Source organism: Mycobacterium shunyiense, from assembly GCF_058270035.1.
In genome coordinates, this window is sequence record NZ_JBZDPT010000007.1 from 85,677 (window position 1) to 103,324 (window position 17,648).

Below are 17,648 nucleotides of genomic sequence, written 5' to 3' on the forward strand. Positions count from 1 at the left end.
GGTCAGCATGAATACCTGCCGCAGCACACCATTGGGGCTTCGCTTCACATAGAACGGATCTATGTCAAGCAAAATCTCAGCGATGTTTGCGTGTACGGCGATGGGCCTGGGCCTCGCCCTCGGCCTGGCGGCACCGGCCACCGCCGCACCGTCGGGCACGGGTTCGGCTTCCGACACCGTGCGCGATCTGGAGAGCCGGGGCTATCACGTGCAGGTGAACTCCAACGCCAACACGGGCCTGTCGAACTGCCGGGTCACCGGGGTGCACGGACTGGCCGACTCCAACATCGACGACAACGGATACCGGATCGACCCGTCCCAGCACACGACCGTCTACGTCAACGTGTCGTGCCAGCCCGACGGCTGATACCTCACGCCGTGACGGCGTCTTCGTCTGCACTGCAGGAGAATTGGCGTCGATAGTCGGACGGTGTCACCCCGATCACCCGACGGAAGTGATGGCGCAGCAACGTCGCGGTGCCGAACCCGGCCTGCCCGGCGATCCTGTCGATATCCAGATCGGACTCTTCGAGCAGCCGCCGCGCGTACAGCACCCGCTGATCGGTGATCCACTGCATCGGCGTGGTGCCGGTCTCCTCGACGAACCTGCGGGCGAAGGTGCGGGTGGACATCGCGGACCGTCTGGCCAGCGTCGTCACGGTATGCGGCTTGTCCAGATTACCCATGATCCAATCCAGGTGCGGTGCAAAGCTTTCCGAACACCTCACCGGAATCGGCTGATCGATGAACTGGCGCTGCCCGCCATCGCGCTGCGGCGGCACGACCATGCGCCGGGCGATCTTGTTGGTCACCTCACTACCGAGCTCGCGGCGAACAAGATGCAGACAGGCATCGATACCCGCTGCGGTCCCCGCGCTGGTGATCAGATTGCCGTCGTCGACGAACAGCACGTTGCGATCCACCCGCGCGGTCGGATACCTGCGCGCCAGCTCATCGGCGTGCATCCAGTGCGTGGTGCACGGCCTGCCGTCCAGCAGGCCCGCGGCGCCGGCCAGGAAAGCACCCGAGCACACGGTCAGGATGATCGATCCCGCGTCGGCCGCGGCACGCACGGCCTCCAGCGCCTCGGGCAGGTAATCCGAGCCGCCGATCGCGGGGATCGCAACCAGGTCGGCACCTTGAAGTGCCTCCAGGCCGTATTCCGGCGTCAGCGTGGCGCCGACGGATGTCCGTAGCGGCTTGCCCGCCTCGGGCCCGCACACCTTGAAGTCGAAGTTCGGCACCCCGTCGCCGGACCGATCGATCCCGAAGACCTCGCAGATGACCCCGAACTCGAATACCGCCAGGCCGTCGAGCACCAGCGTGGAGACGCTTCTCAGCATGGCAGCATTTTATCGTAAGGTGTCAGCGCTGCCACTGTTGGCGGTATATATTCCTCACAACAATTACTGCCATGACTGTTGCACTTGCCCTGATCATCCTGATCTCACCCTTCGCGGTCGCCGCCGCGGTGAGCTGGGCAGCACGGCGCAGCAATGTCCTGCGCTTCCGCCTGGATCTGTTCGACCTCAACCAGCCCGACTACGAGACCTACCGCGCGGGCCACGACCTCGATGCGATCCGCAGCCGCTTCGAGCACCAGCCGTCGTGGCCGAGCGCTGGGGCCCTAGGCGAGCGTCGTTAGGAAGCCGGTCACGGCGTCTCGGTACACCTCGGGTGCATCGTCATGGATCAGATGACCCGCGCCGGGAACGTACAGATACCTTGCGCCCTGGCCGGTTTCGGCCATCTGACGCATCTGCCCCGGCGGCGCCACCGAATTCTCCGCCTCCATCAGCAACGTCGGCACCTTTACTTCCCGCCACTGCTGCCAGTAGTCCCGCGTTCCCCACTGGGCGGCGATGTCCAGCCACCACTGCGGGTACCCGTGCAGCCGCCAGCCGGTGGCCGTCCGGTCGAAAGCCTCGAGAAAGTACTGACCTGCGACGGGTCCGAACTCGTCGTAAACCTCTTGCGCCGAGGCGAACTCGACCGGGAGCGCATGCACCCACGGCTCCCACGGCCCGGTGGTGCGGCCACGGAAATCGGGGGCCATGTCCTCGACCACCACTGCCTTGACCAGTTCCGGCCGGGCCGCGGCCAGACACCACGAATGCAACGCGCCCATGGAGTGCCCCACCATCATCACCGGCCGCCCGAGGACCGCCACGGCATCACCGAGATCCGCGACGAAACGCTCGGTGCTGATCGGATGAGGATCGACCACATCGCGCCCGCGGTGCCACGGAGCGTCGTACGTGTAGACCTCACCCAACCCGGTCAACCACGGCAATTGGCGTGACCAGGTGCTGCCGCGGCCCATCAGGCCGTGTACCAGCACGATGGGCTCGCCGCGCCCTCCTCGGTGGGTGAGTAGATCTGTGACCATCCCGTTATCTTGCCGGGCAGCCACGGTAGCCTGAACACCATGCCCGTCGTGAAGATCAACGCCATCGAGGTCCCGCCCAACGCCGGCCCCGAACTGGAGAAGCGCTTCGCCAATCGCGCACACTCCGTCGACAACGAGCCCGGATTCCTGGGCTTCCAACTGCTGCGTCCGGTCAAGGGCGAAGACCGCTACTTCGTGGTGACGCAGTGGGAGACCGAGGAAGCCTTCCAGGCATGGGCCACGGGCCGCGCCGCCGAGGCACACAAGGGCGAGCACGCCAACCCGGTCGCGACCGGCGCGTCACTGCTGGAGTTCGAGGTTGTGCTGGACGTTGCAGGGCCCGCTGCCCAGGCGTAGCCGCGGCCGGACGCTGCGCCGCACGGTTGGCCTGACGGCCATCACGGCGGTCGCCGCGGCCCTGGCTTGTGGCTGTTCGCCCAACGTCGCGCCTGCGGCAGAAGTGTCCTACGGCGCGCACATCGACACCATCACGCCGCCTGGCCTGCGGGCCAAGCAGACCATGGACATGCTCAACTCCGACTGGCCGATCGGCCCCATCGGCGTGCGCACGCTGGCCGCCCCCGAAAAGGTCGATCTGGTGGGCACCAAGATGGACTCGATCTGGTGGGATCGACCGTTCAAGGTCACCTCGGTGGACATCGGTGCCACACAGGCGACGTTGCATGTGCTGACGTCCTACAACGTGGCCCAGGACATCGCACTGCGGACCAACGACGCCGGCCTGGTCGACCGCTTCGACGTCACCCTGGTGCCGCCGAAGATCGAACAGTGGTCCGACATCGACACCGAGCTGACCAAGTCCGGCGCGCGTTACTCCTACCGGGTGTCCAAAGTGAACAACGGGAAGTGCGAGCAGGTCGCCGGCACCAACACCGACATGTCACTACCCCTGGCTTCGATCTTCAAACTGTATGTACTGCTTGCGGTTTCGGACGCAGTCAAGGCCGGCACGCTCAGTTGGGACGATCACCTCACGATCACCAAGGAAGGCAAGAAGCTCGGCTCAGCCGGGCTGGACAAACTTCCCCCCGGCGCTCAGATCACGGTGCGGACGGCCGCCCAACAGATGATCTCGGCCAGCGACAACATGGCCACCGATCTGCTGATCGGCCGGATGGGCCCGGCCGCGGTGGAACACGCCCTGGTGACCGCGGGACACCACGATCCGGCCAGCATGACCCCGTTCCCGACCATGCACGAGGTGTTCTCGGTCGGTTGGGGCGAACCGAATCTCCGCGACCAGTGGAAGACCGCCTCTCCCGCCGATCGGGTCGCGCTGCTCCAGCAGACCAATGCCCGTCCCTACGAACCGGATCCGTACCGCACCCACACTCCCGCATCCAACGACGGGCTGGAGTGGTTCGCCAGTGCGGCCGACATCTGCCGGGTACATGCTGCGCTGCAGGCCTCGGCCTACGGTGCAGCCGCGCCGGTGAAGGACATCCTCTCCGCCCTACCCGGAATCGATCCGGATCCCGACAAGTGGAAGTACATCGGCGCCAAGGGCGGCAACCTGCCCGGCGATCTGACGTTCAGCTGGTACGCAGTCGACTACACCGGGCAGCCGTGGGTGTTCAGTTTTCAGCTGAACTGGCCGAAGTTCCGTAGCCCGACGGCAGCGGGCTGGTTGTTGCAGATTGCCAAGCGGGCATTCGCCATGGCGCCCGTGGGCTAGCTCGGTACGATCCGCTGCATGCCGCTGCAGACGGGGTCGAATTTCGCGGGGTTCACAGTGGTGCAGCCGCTGGGCTCGGGCGGGATGGGCGAGGTTTATCTGGTCGAGCACCCGCGCCTGCCGCGCCACGAGGCCCTGAAGATTCTCCCGGCCAGCGCCTCCCAAGATCCCGGCTACCGCGACCGGTTCACCCGAGAAGCCGAACTGGCTTCGAGCTTGTGGCATCCCAACATCGTTGCCCTGCACGACCGCGGCGAGGCCGACGGCCAACTGTGGATCTCGATGGATTACGTTCGCGGCCAGGATGCCGCGAATCTGGCGCGGGCGCATCCCAGGGGTCTGCCGCTGGTCCAGGTGACGGCGATCGCCACCGCGGTCGCCTCAGCCTTGGACTACGCGCACGGCCACGGGATGTTGCACCGCGACGTCAAGCCCGCCAACATTCTGCTCGGTGAGAGCGACCACGCCGATCAACGCATCCTGCTCGCCGATTTCGGCATCGCCCGCCGCACCGGGGACATCAGCGGACTGACCGCAACCAACACCACGGTGGGCACCGTGGCCTACGCCGCCCCCGAGCAGTTGCTGGGCGCGCAGCTCGACGGCCGGACCGACCAATATGCCCTGGCGGCCACGGTGTTTCACCTCTTGGCGGGCGCACCGCCGTTCGTCGACACCAATCCTGCGGTGGTGATCGGCAAACACCTCAGCGCGGCACCGCCTCCCTTGTCCCAGTTCCGGCCGGAGCTGGCCCGACTGGACCCCGTTTTCGCGCGAGCGTTGGCCAAGTCCCCCGCCGACCGCTATCCGAAGTGCTCAGATTTTGCGCAGGCACTCACCGGTGCCGCATTCGCTGCGCCGGAGTCGATCCATCATCAGATGACGATGCCTGCGGCGGTCGCGTCGCAGGCTGCGGCACCGACACACTTCGCCGTCCCCACCGGAATCCCAACAGGGTTCGGCGCCCCGGCGGCATCACCTCGCGGGACAGCTGCAGCGGTGGCGGTCATGCTGGTGCTTCTCGTGTTGCTCGCCGGCGCGGGCGGATTCACCGCCTGGCAATGGTCGCGTCCCACACCTCAGGCTGCTGCCTCGACGCAGTGGAAGCCGTATGCCGACTTCGCCCAGGGGTTCACCGAACGGATGATGTCCATCAGTGCGCAGACAAGTGAGGCCGACGTCGGCTGGATCCTGGACAACGCGACCGGAAAGTTCCACGACCAGTTCGCGAAAACGCGTGACACTTTCGTCCAGACGTTGAAAGCCACCGGCGTGACGACGACTGCGAGCACCAAGTCGGTGGCACTCAAGTCCATCGACTACCACGACGACAGCGCCGTTGTTCTCATCGCGGCGACGGCTCAGCCCAAGAACGACTCCGGGGGCGACCAGGCTCCCCGAAATTGGCGGCTGATCGTCACCGTCGAGAAAGTCGACGGTGCCTTCAAGGCCTCGAATGTCGAGTTCGCATCGTGACCGGCCGCCAGACTGCTCTGTGGATCATCAACGCCGCGTTGGCCGTTGGTATCGCGGCGCTCGCTGTGTTCGGCGGTATTCAGCTGATCGTGAAGAGTCGCCCGGCACCGGTTGCGCTCGCGGATCAGGCCGATCTACGACAGGCCGTCACCGACGCCGCGGCGACCAGCACCACGAAGATCCTGTCCTACTCCTCCGACACCGTCGAGCAGGACGTGGCCGCGGCTCTCGCCGTCACCACCGGCGACTTCGCCGACTACTACAAGAACTTCACGGAAACGTCCGTCATCCCCGCCGCGCAGCAGAAGCACGTCAACACCACGGCAACCGTTGTGCAGTCCGGCGTCATCTCCATCGACAACCCCGACACGGCAGCAGCTTTGGTGTTCGTCAATCAAGTCACCACCAGCGCGGACAACCCGGACCCCTCCACCAGTCAGAGCGCGGTGCGGGTGGGCATGAAGAAGGTCGACGGACAATGGCGCATCGACAGTTTCGACCCCCAGTGACCTGACCGGCAACCGGATTACTGCGCAGCCCGGTCATCCGGTGTTGCGCAGCGTCCAGGCCTGGCCGCGGAAATTCATGACGGTGCGGCTCATCGGCGCGATGTCGATGCGCCAGAACGATTTCGGTGGTGCATCCAATGCAACCAGGATGGCCGCGCGGATCACCGCGGGGTGGGTGACGGCCACCAGCCGTCCCCGCGCCGAGGCCAGGCTGTCCATCCAGCCGTGCACCCGTTGGACGAGACCGACCACCGACTCGCCGCCGTGTGGTGCCCGAGTCGGGTCGGTCAGCCAGACCGCCAGGTCCGCAGGCTGGACACCGCTCAGAACGGTCCCGCGCCAACTCCCGAAGTCCAGATCGGCCAACTGGGGTTCGACCGCCGCCGGCAGACCGAGGAGTTCCGCGGTCTGCCGGGCCCGTTTCTCCGGCGCGCAGTAGGCCGCGTCGACGACGCCGAGGTCGACGGTCGCATCGGCCTGCCGATGGCCCAACTGGTTCAGCGGTTCGTCGTTGGGGAATCGTCCGGCCGCCATGGCGTCGGTCATCGCATGCGACACCAACGACAGCCGGACGACCTCACTCATCGAGAATCACCGAAAGTCACGCGCTGACGGACTGCTTCTTCTCGTCCAGCACCTTCGCTGCCAGGGCACCGAACACCAGTCCGATCGTCACCCAGATCACCACCTGGGTGCCCAGCGAATACAGCCGGAACTCGTAGAGGTCATCGGCGGGGAACGTCGACGGCGTCTCATGGATGCCCGGCAGGATCAGGAACACCACGGCCATCGACACCACGTAGTCGGCGACGCCGACCAGGCTGGCATTCCACACCCCCAGCTTCGGCGTGAGCCGACGCGTCAGCAGGATCGAGCCCACGAACAGCGCCGCCGAGAGCACGACCAACAGCACGTACAGGAGGGTCCGCTGCTTGATCGTCTCGTCGAGGCTCACCGCCGGCGGGTTGGGCGGGTACTTGAGCGCGGGGACGATCCACAGCGAGACCAGCATGCCGCCGGCGGTCAGCGCCGCCACTGCCCGCGCCGAGAGGTTGATCCGGCCATACACTACGCAGAACACGACGGCCAGCAGCGCGCCCATCGCGACGCTGAAGATCAGAACACCAAGACCCATCCCGATGTTCGACTGCACGCCGCGGGTGAACACCTCGGCGCCTTCGCCGCCGTGGGAATGCCCGCCCGCACCGTGTGCGTGTTCGGCGGCCTCATGTGCCGCGCCGACACCGTTCTCGAAGTCGATGGCTCGGCCGATGACCGGTTCGATCAGCAGCTTGGCCCAGAGGAAGGCGAGCACGCCTGCTAGGGCGCCGGCCAGGATGCCGCGCCCGATGAGTTGTCTTTCCATTTGTCCGGTATCTCCGCTGCGTCAGTGGCAGGGGAAACCGAGCAGGTGGCGGGCATCGTGCACGAACTCGTGCACGTAGGTGTTGTTGCCGAACACGGACGTCGCACCCTGATCCATGCCGACGAAGTAGAGGGCCAGCAGGGCGACGAACGCCGACAGGGTCAGCCAGAGCACCGCCTTGGTCGCCGACAGGTCGATCGGCCGGGCATGGACCTTGCGTGCGTCAGTGGAAGTCATCTACGTGCCTTTCCGGGAATTCGCGTCCCAGTCCGTGTCATGACAGGTCAGGGTCTGACTTTTACAGTGGCGCGGCCGTCTTGGATTCTCACCAAGTTCCTTTGCCTGTCGATTACAGCAGCATCCTAACTACCGCGCAGGAGTTCTCCCTACGGCAGGTATGAAATCGGCATGAAAAATGCCCCCGCCAATTGCGGCGGGGGCATTCTTCGTCTTGGACCTTGTTGCGCTTCGTCGCCGGAGGCGACTATTCGGCCGTCGCTGCGGCCTTGGCCAGATCCGGGCCGTCGGAGCCGGCTGCCTTGGGCGCACCGGAGAACGTGAACTTCGCGTCCTCCCCGGCACCTTCGCCGTCCCAGCCCTCGACATCGACCGTCACCAACTGGCCGGGGCCGAGCTCCTCGAACAGGATCTTCTCGGAGAGCTGGTCCTCGATCTCGCGCTGGATGGTGCGCCGCAGCGGGCGGGCACCGAGCACCGGATCGAAACCGCGCTTGGCCAGCAGGGCCTTGGCCTTGTCGGTCAGCTCCATGGCCATGTCCTTGGCCTTGAGCTGGTTTCCGACCCGGCCGATCATCAGGTCGACCATCTGGATGATCTCGTCCTGCGTCAGCTGGTGGAACACGATGATGTCATCGATGCGGTTGAGGAACTCAGGCCGGAAGTGCTTCTTGAGCTCGTCGTTGACCTTCTGCTTCATCCGCTCGTAGTTGTTCTCCCCGCCGCCTTGGGAGAAGCCCAGCCCGACAGCCTTGCTGATGTCGGAGGTTCCCAGGTTGGAGGTGAAGATCAGCACCGTGTTCTTGAAGTCGACCGTGCGGCCCTGACCGTCGGTGAGACGGCCGTCTTCCAGAACCTGCAACAGGCTGTTGTAGATCTCCTGGTGGGCCTTCTCGATCTCGTCGAACAGCACGACCGAGAACGGCTTACGGCGCACCTTCTCGGTGAGCTGGCCGCCCTCTTCGTAGCCGACGTAGCCCGGAGGGGCACCGAACAGCCGCGACGCGGTGAAGCGGTCGTGGAACTCGCCCATGTCGATCTGGATGAGCGCGTCGTCGTCGCCGAACAGGAAGTTGGCCAGCGCCTTGGACAGCTCGGTCTTACCGACACCGGACGGGCCGGCGAAGATGAACGAACCGGACGGGCGCTTCGGGTCCTTCAGACCGGCACGGGTACGGCGGATCGCCTTGGAGACAGCCTTGACGGCGTCTTCCTGGCCGATGATCCGCTTGTGCAGCTCGTCCTCCATGCGCAGCAGGCGCGTGGTCTCGGCCTCGGTCAGCTTGAACACGGGGATGCCGGTCCAGTTGCCGAGCACCTCGGCGATCTGCTCGTCATCGACCTCGGCGACAACGTCGAGATCGCCTGAGCGCCACTGCTTCTCACGCTCACCGCGCTGAGCGACCAGGGTCTTCTCCCGATCGCGCAGGCTCGCGGCCTTCTCGAAGTCCTGCGCGTCGATCGCGGACTCCTTCTCCCGGCGGGCGTCGGCGATCTTCTCGTCGAACTCGCGCAGGTCTGGCGGAGCGGTCATCCGGCGGATACGCATCCGGGCGCCGGCCTCGTCGATCAAGTCGATCGCCTTGTCCGGCAGGAACCGGTCGTTGATGTAGCGGTCGGCCAGGGTGGCCGCGGCCACCAGCGCACCGTCGGTGATCGAGACGCGGTGGTGCGCCTCGTAGCGGTCACGCAGACCCTTGAGGATCTCGATGGTGTGCTCGACCGTCGGCTCACCCACCTGGACCGGCTGGAACCGGCGCTCCAGGGCGGCGTCCTTCTCGATGTACTTGCGGTACTCGTCGAGGGTGGTGGCACCGATGGTCTGCAGCTCGCCACGGGCCAGCTTCGGCTTCAGGATCGAGGCCGCGTCGATCGCGCCCTCGGCGGCACCCGCACCGACGAGCGTGTGCAGCTCGTCGATGAACAGGATGATGTCGCCGCGGGTGTTGATCTCCTTGAGCACCTTCTTCAGGCGCTCTTCGAAGTCACCGCGGTAGCGGCTGCCGGCCACCAGCGACCCCAGGTCGAGGGTGTAGAGCTGCTTGTCCTTGAGCGTCTCGGGGACCTCGCCGTGCACGATGGCCTGTGCCAGACCCTCGACCACGGCGGTCTTGCCGACGCCGGGCTCGCCGATCAGCACCGGGTTGTTCTTGGTGCGGCGGCTCAGCACCTGCATGACCCGCTCGATTTCCTTCTCACGGCCGATGACCGGATCGAGCTTGCCCTCCATCGCGGCGGCGGTGAGGTTGCGGCCGAACTGATCGAGGACCAGAGAGGTCGACGGGTTGCCCGACTCGCCACCACGGCCACCGGTACCGGCCTCGGCGGCTTCCTTGCCCTGGTAGCCGCTCAGCAGCTGGATGACCTGCTGGCGCACGCGCGTCAGCTCGGCGCCGAGCTTGACCAGCACCTGCGCGGCGACGCCCTCGCCCTCACGGATCAGGCCGAGCAGAATGTGCTCGGTACCGATGTAGTTGTGGCCGAGCTGCAGCGCCTCACGCAGGGACAGCTCGAGCACCTTCTTGGCGCGCGGCGTGAAGGGGATGTGACCGGACGGTGCCTGCTGCCCCTGGCCGATGATCTCCTCGACCTGGCTGCGCACGCCTTCCAGCGAGATGCCCAACGACTCCAGCGACTTGGCGGCTACGCCCTCGCCCTCGTGAATAAGACCCAACAGGATGTGCTCGGTCCCGATGTAGTTGTGGTTGAGCATCCGGGCTTCTTCTTGCGCCAGGACGACGACCCTGCGGGCACGGTCGGTAAATCTCTCAAACATCGGTGGTTACCTGCTCTCCATCGCGTAGCGATACCCGCGTACGGCTTCGTTATATCGGTTTTCTCGTAGCCCGCACGTAGTACCTACCGTCCACTCTAATGGGCGGCCGTCCCGGGTGCGGAGGTTGGACCCAGGACAAGCTGTCCACATCGAGTGCTGCAGATGAGCAACGCTGCCGGTAGACGATTCGTTTCCGCAAACCGCTCGATTCGGGTTCGCCACTAGCGAAAAACTCCGGACCGGGAATTCTCACCGGTCCGGAGCTGGCAACTATCGGTTACGTTGCGGTCGTCTATGTTGCGGCGTGGAATGCGTCGATGACATCGGCGGGGATGCGGCCGCGCGTCGATACGTTGTGGCCGTTCCGACGGGCCCATTCGCGGATGGCGGCGCTCTGCTCGCGATCGATGGCACCGCGGCCACGGGCCGGGCCTGCCGCCCGTCCACGCCGACGCCCGCCGACCCGGCGGCCGGCCTCCACCCACTGCTTCAGATCGTTTCGGAGCTTGGTCGCGTTTTTCGAGGAAAGGTCGATCTCGTAGGTGACACCGTCGAGCCCGAATTCGACCGTCTCATCGGCGGTGGCTTCGCCGTCGAAATCGTCGACCAACGTGACGGTCACTTTCTTAGCCATTACCCCGCACCGAACCCTTCTGCCTACGCATTGGTGACTTACGCCTGAGTATCCTGCACCCGCGCCCCAATGTGCCACAAAACACGCACATTTCCAACAACGGGTCGGTCAGGGCAGTTCAGTTGTGTGACTCAGTTACTGTGACGACGAACAATCGGGAACAAAACCGTCTCTCGAATAGACAACCCCGTCAACGCCATCAACAAGCGATCGATACCCATTCCGGTACCCGTGGTCGGCGGCATCGCGTACTCCAATGCGGCAAGGAAATCGTCGTCGAGAACCATTGCTTCATCATCACCGGCGGCGGCCGCACGCGCCTGGGCCTCGAATCGTTCCCGCTGGATTACCGGGTCGATGAGTTCGGAATATCCGGTAGCGAGCTCGAAACGCCGTATGTACAGGTCCCATTTCTCGGTCACCCCGGGAATGCTGCGGTGGGCGCGGGTCAACGGCGAAGTCTCGACCGGGAAGTCGCGGACGAACGTCGGGGCCCACAGCTTCTCACCGACGGTGTGTTCCCAGAGTTCCTCGACCAATTTCCCGTGTCCGTAGCCGCGGTCACGCGGAATCTCCACCTCGAGCCGGTCGGCAATAGACCACAAGTACTCCACTGAAGTCTCCGGTGTGATCTCCTCACCCAGAGCCTCGGACAACGAAGGATACATTTCCAACGTGTCCCATTGCCCGTCCAGATCGTAGATAGTGCCATCAGGCAATGGCACTTGACGGGTTCCGATCGCCTCGTCGGCAACTTCTTGAATAAGTTCCCGGGTGACTACTGCGGAATCGTTGTAGTCACCGTAGGCCTGATATGTCTCCAACATCGAGAATTCCGGCGAGTGCGTGGAATCAACACCTTCGTTACGGAAGTTCCGATTCAACTCGAAAACCCGGTCAAATCCGCCGACGATGCACCGCTTGAGGAACAGTTCCGGCGCGATACGCAGGTACAGATCCACATCGAGCGCATTCGAGTGCGTAATGAACGGGCGGGCCGCCGCCCCGCCGGCCAGCGTCTGCAGCATGGGCGTCTCGACCTCAAGGAAGTCCCGGCGTTCCAGTGCCGACCGCACTGCCCGCACCACCGCCACCCGCTGACGCGCGATGCTGCGCGCCTCGGGACGCACGATCAGATCGACATAGCGCTGACGGACCCGCGCTTCTTCGCTCATCTCTTTATGAGCAACGGGCAGGGGGCGCAGGGCCTTGGCCGCGATCTGCCACGAGTCGGCCAGCACCGAGAGTTCGCCGCGCTTCGAGCTGATCACCTCGCCGTGAACGAACACGATGTCGCCGAGGTCCACATCGGCCTTCCAGGCATCCAGTGACTCCTGGCCCACCTGGGCCAGGCTGATCATCGCCTGCAGCTGCGTACCGTCACCCTCCTGCAGCGTCGCGAAGCACAACTTTCCGGAATTGCGCGCGAACACCACCCGGCCCGAGACACCGACCGTCACGCCGGTCTGGGTGTCGGCGGTCAGGTCCGGATAGGCGCTGCGCAGTTCAGCAAGAGTGTGGGTACGCGGAACGGTCACCGGATAGGGTTCGCGCCCCTCGGCCAGCAGCCGTTCCCGCTTGGCCTGACGAATCCGGAACTGCTCGGGAAGGTCGGCCTGGGACTGGGACGCGTCGTCGCGATCGGCTGGGCTCACAAAATGCCAGCTTAAATGAACACGCGAACGCACAATTGCACGCCGACGAGCCGGCAGGGGCTATCCGCACTCTGACGGGGACAGACTGCCGCCCCGGTGTGCACAACCTCACAACAAAGGCGAATTGGTTCTGCTCACCTGGCGGGCTTGAGCCGGCCGCGCTGGCTGTCGCGGTTGCGCTCGAACACCAACCGCAGGCCGTCGAGTGTGAGGTGGCGGTCGTAGTGCTCGACTGTGCGCAGGTCCGGCAGCACCAGCGGCGCGGTGTAGCCGGTGGCCACCACCGCGACGTCGTCGCCGGCGAATCCGTCGACATCCTCGCGGATCCGGTGGACCAGCCCGTCGACCAGTCCGGCGAACCCGAAAACCGCGCCGGCCTGCATGCACTCGACAGTGTTCTTGCCGATCACCGAACGCGGACGGGTCAGCTCGACCCGCCGCAGTGCCGCCGAGCGGGCCGCGGCCGCATCGGAGGACACCTGAACACCGGGCGCGATCGCCCCACCCAGGAACTCTCCCTTGGCCGACACCACGTCGACACAGATCGACGAGCCGAAATCGACGATGATCGCCGCCGTGCCGTACTTGTGATAGGCGGCAAGGCAGTTCACGATCCGGTCCGCGCCGACTTCCTTGGGGTTGTCGACCAACAGCGGGATACCCGTCCGCACACCGGGTTCGATCAGCACGTGCGGCACCGTCGGCCAATACTGCTCGAGCATCAGGCGCACCTCATGCAGCACCGACGGCACCGTCGACAGTCCGGCGGCCCCGGTCAGATGCTCGGAGTCGTCACCGATCAGGCCGTCGAGGGTGAGCGCCAACTCGTCGGCAGTCACCTCGGACTCGGTCCGGATCCGCCACTGCTGCACCACTTTCGCGTGATCCCCTGAACCGGAGATCAGCCCGACGATGGTGTGGGTGTTGCGGACATCGATGGCGAGCAGCATCAGCGCGGCGACATCAGTTCGGACACGTCCTCGGGAACGTAGGCCGGATCGTGGCCGTGCTCACCGAGGTCGACCTGCTTGTTGTCGGCGTCGACGAACACGATCCGCGGCCGATAGGCGCGGGCCTCGGCATCCTCCATCACGCCGTAGGCGATCAGGATGACCAGATCGCCCGGGTGGATGAGATGCGCTGCGGCACCGTTGATCCCGATCACCCCGGTGCCACGCTCGCCGGTGATGGCGTACGTGACCAGGCGGGCACCGTTGTCGATGTCGACGATCGTCACCTGCTCGCCTTCGAGCAGGTCGGCCGCCTCCATCAGGTCGGCGTCGATGGTCACCGAGCCGACGTAGTGCAGGTCGGCCTGCGTCACCGTGGCGCGGTGAATCTTCGATTTCAGCATGGTGCGCTGCATCAGTTCCTCCAGGGCAGTTCGTGACTCTCGCCGTCGCCGACGCGAGGATGTCCGTCGATTCCCGCCGACGCTCCGATGTCGACAGAGATGTTGTCCAGCAGTCGAGTTCGGCCCAGTCGGGCGGCCACCAGCAGCCGGGCCTGGCCTTCACTCGGCGCGGGGCCCAGCATCGGGTCACGCACCTCCAGATAGTCGACGTCGATGGCGGGCACCTCGTCGAGGACCGCCCGCGCCGCATCGACCGCCGCCGATGCCCCGCCCGCCGCCGCATACTTGCCGGCCAGCAGGGCCGCCGACAACGCACCGGCCTGTTCCCGCTCGTCGGCATCGAGGTACCGGTTGCGCGACGACATCGCCAGTCCGTCGGATTCCCGGACGATGGGCACCCCGACGATCTGTACGTCGACGTTGAGATCGGTGACCATCTGCCGGATCAATGCCAGTTGCTGGTAGTCCTTTTCGCCGAAGAAGGCCCGGTCCGGCCGGACGATCTGCAGCAGCTTGAGCACGACCGTCAGCACACCGGCGAAGTGCCCCTGGCGCGACGCGCCTTCGAGTTCATCTCCGGCCGCCCCGGGCTGCACACTGGTGCGGGGACCGTTGGGATACATGTCCGAACCCGTTGGGGTGAAAGCGATCTCGACGCCTTCGGCACGCAGCGCGGCCAGGTCCTCATCGAGGGTCCGCGGATAGGCGTCGAGGTCCTCGCCCGGCCCGAACTGCAGCGGGTTGACGAAGATCGACACGACGACGACCGCGCCGGGCACGCGCTTGGCCGCCCGGATCAAAGTCAGGTGACCTTCGTGTAATGCACCCATGGTGGGCACGAGGGTGACCCGGCGCCCGCTGGTGCGCAGGGCTCGGGTGACGGCTGCGACGTCGGCGGGTGCCGAATAGACGTTCAGCTCGCCGGCGACGAACTTGGGCGTGGTGCTGGGGGTCATCCGTGACTCGTTTCAGGGCGGTTTTCGGGACCTGTTTCCGGGCTCGTCTCCCGGAGAGCTGCGAGCACGCCCGCAGGCGCGTGGGCACGCTGGGCCGTACGCAGTGAGTCGGCCCGATATGCCTGGGCCAGTTGAGGATCCAGTGCGCGCAGCGCCTCCAGATGTGCGGTCACCGCAGCGGCATCCCCGCGTGCCACGGGTCCGGTCAACGCGGCCTGGCCGCGTTGCATCGCGTTGTCCAGCGCGGCCCGGGCCAGCGGGCCCACCACACGTTCGGCCAGGCCACCGGGGGCATCGTCGACGAGTTCCTGACCGAGCAGCTCCTGCCCGCGCAACGCGGCCCGCAGGGCGTCGACCGCATCGAGCACCAGCGTGACCAGGTGGTTGCTGGCATGCGCCAGTGCCGCGTGGTACTGCGTTCTGGCGTGCTCGGGCACCCGGAACGGCTCACCACCGATTTCGAGCACCAGCGACTGGCCGATCGCGTAGCCCACCTCATCGGCGGCGGTGATCCCGAAGCAGGTGTCGGGCAGCCGTGCGATGTCCTCGTCCGAGCCGGTGAAGGTCATCGCCGGATGGATGGCCAGCGGGATGCATCCCTGCTCGGTCAACGGGGCCAGCACCGTGACCCCGTTCGCACCGGAGGTGTGCACCACGATCGTGCCGGGCCGTACCGCACCGGTGGCGGCCAGACCCGACACCAGAGACGGCAGCTCAGAGTCGGGGACCGTCAACAGCAGCAGTTCGGCCCGCTGGGCCACCTCGGGAACAGGCAGGACGGAGGTTTCGGGCAGCCGGCGCTGCGCGCGCAGCCGCGACGCCTCGGATATCGCGCTGCACGCCACCACCACGTGTTCGACGCGTTCCAGCGCATAGCCCAGCGCTGTGCCCACCCGACCAGCGGAAATGACGCCGACGCTGAGCCTGGCCGGACGCAATCCCTCAGGCGGGGACCACCCGTTCGCAGGGGGCTGCTGCATCGCAGACGACCTCACAGGTTGAAATAGTTCTACGTTCCAGTCCCGCGTTGCGGGTACCGGACGGTCGTCACGAGACTAGCTCACTCCTCGCGGCGCCTGCGACGCCCGCCTTCGGGGCGACCTGCCTGAAACCGTGCCAGCAGGTCGTTCACCGACTGCCCGTCGGCATGATGCCCGTTCGGCGGCTCAGGCTCGTCGTCGCTGCGGTGCCGCGACGCCCGACGCGGCGGCTCGGGTGGTTGCGAGGACTCGGTGGCCAAGGCCGGCGACGGCTGAGCCGCCGCGGGTCGACCGGGATCGACTCCGGCTGAATGACGGCCCCGAGGCGGTTCGGGGGCCTGGCCCGGCGACATCGCGGGCGCCGGAGCCGGTTCGGGTTCGGGGGCCGGTTCGGGGGCCTGCGCTGGTTCGGCCGTGGGAGCGGGAGCCGACACCGGGCTCGATTCGGGGGCGCGACGCCGGCCGACGTACTCAGGTGCGGCGCCGTTCTGTGCCACCGGCGCAGCCCAGTTGCTGCCCGGCGCGCCCGCGGGAATCCACTGCCCCTCGGCGGGTGCCGGTTGCCAGCCCGTGGCGGCAGGTTCGGCAGCCGGTTCCGGCGTGCTCGGGGGCTCGGGTTCCGGCGCTTCGATGGTGGGTGACGGCTGCATCGGCGGCATCGTCGGCGGAGGTGGAGGCGGCGCCCAGGTCGAAGGTGGCTCAGGCAGCCTGCGGGCGGCCGGCTGAGGTTTCGGCTCCGGCCGCGGCTGGGGCTCCGGCCGCCCTTGGGGTTGGGGTTGGGGTTCCGGTCGGGACACCGGTTGCGGTTCTGGCCGCGGCTGAGGCTGAGGTTCCTGTCGCGGGGGTTCCGGCTGTCGCGGGGGTTCCGGCTGACGCGGGGTTTCTTGCTGACGAGCCGGTTCCGGCTGACGCCGGCGACGGCGGGCAGGTTCACCGGCAGGCGTCGGCCGCGACGGCAGCCGATGCACCCCGCCCGAGGTCCCCCAGTCGCTCTCCGGTGGATGCGGTTCGGCCGGGACATCGATGATCGGGCTTTCCTGCGTGCGCGACATGCGAATGTCGGTGACCTCGACCGCCGGTATGTCCAGGCGACTGGCGGTGACCCGGCCCGCGGTCCGCACCGCGCTCTTGTCGGTCTCGATGGCCGGCCGGTCCACCAGCTCGGTGTCGAACAGGATCTCGAGGTTCGCCCGCAGTGCGGCCAGCTCGGAGCGCAGTGCGGCCACTTCGTCGGCGGCCTGGGCACGCAGCTCGGAGGCCAGCTCCCGGCGCAACTGGGTCTCGACGGTCAGCTCGTACTCGCGCCGCGCCGAGATCTCGCGGTCCAGCTGCAGGTCGTAGACGAACTTCAGATCACGGGCCTTGGCCTGGTCCAGGTCACTCTGGCGCCGGTAGATGACGGAGACGAAGGCCGCCACGACGGCAGCCCACAGGGCCAGGATGACGGCGAGCTTCAGCAACTCGACGCGATCGGTGAACACCAATGCGGAACTGGCCAGAATGGCGAGCACCAGCAATACCGTTAAGAGCAGCCAGCCTGGCCTTCGGCCGCCGCGCCGTGGCCGGCCGCCGCGGGGCAGAACGGTCATGCGCCGACTGTACCCGTCAGGGGTCATCTAG

The 17,648-nt window shown here is 66.3% G+C and carries 19 protein-coding genes; 6 read left to right on the plus strand and 13 right to left on the minus strand.

All coding sequences use genetic code 11. From position 1 onward, the window contains the following. Positions 1–82: 82 nt before the first annotated feature. Positions 83–367 (plus strand): hypothetical protein, encoded by a 285-nt coding sequence (locus tag AC4ELS_RS06895; RefSeq protein ID WP_064883915.1) that lies wholly within the window; start codon positions 83–85, stop codon positions 365–367. 4 nt (positions 368–371) lie between these two features. Here the strand turns inward: AC4ELS_RS06895 and AC4ELS_RS06900 are convergent, their stop codons facing one another. Continuing rightward, entirely contained in the window at positions 372–1,343 is a 972-nt protein-coding gene (locus AC4ELS_RS06900) for a helix-turn-helix domain-containing protein (protein ID WP_064958127.1), read from the minus strand. 71 nt (positions 1,344–1,414) lie between these two features. Between AC4ELS_RS06900 and AC4ELS_RS06905 the strand changes: the two genes are divergently transcribed. Next, the gene (locus AC4ELS_RS06905) at positions 1,415–1,645 is read left to right on the plus strand and encodes a hypothetical protein (RefSeq protein ID WP_064883919.1); all 231 of its coding nucleotides are present in this window, start codon (positions 1,415–1,417) and stop codon (positions 1,643–1,645) included. Here AC4ELS_RS06905 and AC4ELS_RS06910 read toward each other — a convergent pair. Then, positions 1,628–2,389 carry an alpha/beta fold hydrolase gene (locus tag AC4ELS_RS06910; protein WP_498887471.1) on the minus strand — a complete coding sequence of 254 codons (762 nt, stop codon included), beginning with the start codon at positions 2,387–2,389 and terminating at the stop codon, positions 1,628–1,630. The two genes, AC4ELS_RS06905 and AC4ELS_RS06910, sit on opposite strands and share 18 nt — an antisense overlap. 39 nt (positions 2,390–2,428) lie before the next feature. Here AC4ELS_RS06910 and AC4ELS_RS06915 point away from each other — a divergent pair, with 39 nt between their 5' ends. From AC4ELS_RS06915 to AC4ELS_RS06930, 4 genes are read left to right on the plus strand one after another with little or no spacing between them, the layout of a single operon-like run. Beyond that, the gene (locus AC4ELS_RS06915) at positions 2,429–2,746 is read left to right on the plus strand and encodes an antibiotic biosynthesis monooxygenase family protein (protein WP_448445434.1); all 318 of its coding nucleotides are present in this window, start codon (positions 2,429–2,431) and stop codon (positions 2,744–2,746) included. A 13-nt stretch (positions 2,747–2,759) separates the two neighbouring features. After that, positions 2,760–4,085 (plus strand): serine hydrolase, encoded by a 1,326-nt coding sequence (locus AC4ELS_RS06920; RefSeq protein WP_499046633.1) that lies wholly within the window; start codon positions 2,760–2,762, stop codon positions 4,083–4,085. Between the two features lie 18 nt (positions 4,086–4,103). Continuing rightward, a complete protein-coding gene (locus AC4ELS_RS06925; protein WP_499046513.1) occupies positions 4,104–5,561 on the plus strand; it encodes a serine/threonine-protein kinase in 1,458 nt (485 codons plus the stop codon). Continuing rightward, positions 5,558–6,070, plus strand: a complete 513-nt coding sequence (locus AC4ELS_RS06930; protein WP_448445430.1) for a hypothetical protein — start codon at positions 5,558–5,560, stop codon at positions 6,068–6,070. The genes AC4ELS_RS06925 and AC4ELS_RS06930 overlap by 4 nt, the downstream gene beginning before the upstream one ends. 33 nt (positions 6,071–6,103) lie before the next feature. Here the strand turns inward: AC4ELS_RS06930 and AC4ELS_RS06935 are convergent, their stop codons facing one another. The 11 genes from AC4ELS_RS06935 to AC4ELS_RS06985 all read right to left on the minus strand — a co-directional run bounded on the left by AC4ELS_RS06935 (position 6,104) and on the right by AC4ELS_RS06985 (position 17,617). After that, positions 6,104–6,655 carry a histidine phosphatase family protein gene (locus tag AC4ELS_RS06935; RefSeq protein ID WP_064883927.1) on the minus strand — a complete coding sequence of 184 codons (552 nt, stop codon included), beginning with the start codon at positions 6,653–6,655 and terminating at the stop codon, positions 6,104–6,106. A 16-nt stretch (positions 6,656–6,671) separates the two neighbouring features. Next, entirely contained in the window at positions 6,672–7,436 is a 765-nt protein-coding gene (locus AC4ELS_RS06940; RefSeq protein ID WP_064883929.1) for a CbtA family protein, read from the minus strand. A 21-nt stretch (positions 7,437–7,457) separates the two neighbouring features. Beyond that, positions 7,458–7,673 carry a CbtB domain-containing protein gene (locus tag AC4ELS_RS06945; protein ID WP_064883931.1) on the minus strand — a complete coding sequence of 72 codons (216 nt, stop codon included), beginning with the start codon at positions 7,671–7,673 and terminating at the stop codon, positions 7,458–7,460. 247 nt (positions 7,674–7,920) lie between these two features. Continuing rightward, a complete protein-coding gene (gene clpC1 / locus AC4ELS_RS06950) occupies positions 7,921–10,449 on the minus strand; it encodes an ATP-dependent protease ATP-binding subunit ClpC (RefSeq protein ID WP_064958133.1) in 2,529 nt (842 codons plus the stop codon). Positions 10,450–10,741: 292 nt separating this feature from the next. Next, positions 10,742–11,083, minus strand: a complete 342-nt coding sequence (gene lsr2 / locus AC4ELS_RS06955; protein WP_036442478.1) for a histone-like nucleoid-structuring protein Lsr2 — start codon at positions 11,081–11,083, stop codon at positions 10,742–10,744. Between the two features lie 131 nt (positions 11,084–11,214). After that, positions 11,215–12,738 carry a lysine--tRNA ligase gene (gene lysS, locus AC4ELS_RS06960; RefSeq protein WP_463806264.1) on the minus strand — a complete coding sequence of 508 codons (1,524 nt, stop codon included), beginning with the start codon at positions 12,736–12,738 and terminating at the stop codon, positions 11,215–11,217. 134 nt (positions 12,739–12,872) lie between these two features. Continuing rightward, a complete protein-coding gene (locus AC4ELS_RS06965; protein ID WP_064883937.1) occupies positions 12,873–13,688 on the minus strand; it encodes a type III pantothenate kinase in 816 nt (271 codons plus the stop codon). Continuing rightward, positions 13,688–14,104 carry an aspartate 1-decarboxylase gene (gene panD, locus AC4ELS_RS06970; RefSeq protein ID WP_064883940.1) on the minus strand — a complete coding sequence of 139 codons (417 nt, stop codon included), beginning with the start codon at positions 14,102–14,104 and terminating at the stop codon, positions 13,688–13,690. Before panD ends, AC4ELS_RS06965 begins: the two co-directional genes overlap by 1 nt. Next, positions 14,104–15,048 (minus strand): pantoate--beta-alanine ligase, encoded by a 945-nt coding sequence (panC, locus tag AC4ELS_RS06975; protein WP_064958134.1) that lies wholly within the window; start codon positions 15,046–15,048, stop codon positions 14,104–14,106. Before panC ends, panD begins: the two co-directional genes overlap by 1 nt. After that, on the minus strand, positions 15,045–16,028 hold the full coding sequence (locus tag AC4ELS_RS06980; protein ID WP_499046517.1) for a Rossmann-like and DUF2520 domain-containing protein: 984 nt from the start codon (positions 16,026–16,028) through the stop codon (positions 15,045–15,047). Before AC4ELS_RS06980 ends, panC begins: the two co-directional genes overlap by 4 nt. 80 nt (positions 16,029–16,108) lie before the next feature. Then, entirely contained in the window at positions 16,109–17,617 is a 1,509-nt protein-coding gene (locus AC4ELS_RS06985; RefSeq protein WP_499046519.1) for a DUF6779 domain-containing protein, read from the minus strand. Positions 17,618–17,648 lie beyond the last annotated feature (31 nt).

Coding starts and splice junctions, on each gene's coding strand:
- clpC1 (WP_064958133.1), bottom strand. CDS start 10,449: ATGTTTGAGAGATTTACCGACCGTGCCCGCAGGGTCGTCGTCCTGGCG.
- AC4ELS_RS06980 (WP_499046517.1), bottom strand. CDS start 16,028: ATGCAGCAGCCCCCTGCGAACGGGTGGTCCCCGCCTGAGGGATTGCGT.
- AC4ELS_RS06965 (WP_064883937.1), bottom strand. CDS start 13,688: ATGCTGCTCGCCATCGATGTCCGCAACACCCACACCATCGTCGGGCTG.
- panD (WP_064883940.1), bottom strand. CDS start 14,104: ATGCAGCGCACCATGCTGAAATCGAAGATTCACCGCGCCACGGTGACG.
- lsr2 (WP_036442478.1), bottom strand. CDS start 11,083: ATGGCTAAGAAAGTGACCGTCACGTTGGTCGACGATTTCGACGGCGAA.
- AC4ELS_RS06915 (WP_448445434.1), top strand. CDS start 2,429: ATGCCCGTCGTGAAGATCAACGCCATCGAGGTCCCGCCCAACGCCGGC.
- AC4ELS_RS06910 (WP_498887471.1), bottom strand. CDS start 2,389: ATGGTCACAGATCTACTCACCCACCGAGGAGGGCGCGGCGAGCCCATC.
- AC4ELS_RS06985 (WP_499046519.1), bottom strand. CDS start 17,617: ATGACCGTTCTGCCCCGCGGCGGCCGGCCACGGCGCGGCGGCCGAAGG.
- AC4ELS_RS06925 (WP_499046513.1), top strand. CDS start 4,104: ATGCCGCTGCAGACGGGGTCGAATTTCGCGGGGTTCACAGTGGTGCAG.
- AC4ELS_RS06935 (WP_064883927.1), bottom strand. CDS start 6,655: ATGAGTGAGGTCGTCCGGCTGTCGTTGGTGTCGCATGCGATGACCGAC.
- panC (WP_064958134.1), bottom strand. CDS start 15,048: ATGACCCCCAGCACCACGCCCAAGTTCGTCGCCGGCGAGCTGAACGTC.
- AC4ELS_RS06895 (WP_064883915.1), top strand. CDS start 83: ATGTTTGCGTGTACGGCGATGGGCCTGGGCCTCGCCCTCGGCCTGGCG.
- AC4ELS_RS06900 (WP_064958127.1), bottom strand. CDS start 1,343: ATGCTGAGAAGCGTCTCCACGCTGGTGCTCGACGGCCTGGCGGTATTC.
- AC4ELS_RS06945 (WP_064883931.1), bottom strand. CDS start 7,673: ATGACTTCCACTGACGCACGCAAGGTCCATGCCCGGCCGATCGACCTG.
- AC4ELS_RS06940 (WP_064883929.1), bottom strand. CDS start 7,436: ATGGAAAGACAACTCATCGGGCGCGGCATCCTGGCCGGCGCCCTAGCA.
- AC4ELS_RS06905 (WP_064883919.1), top strand. CDS start 1,415: ATGACTGTTGCACTTGCCCTGATCATCCTGATCTCACCCTTCGCGGTC.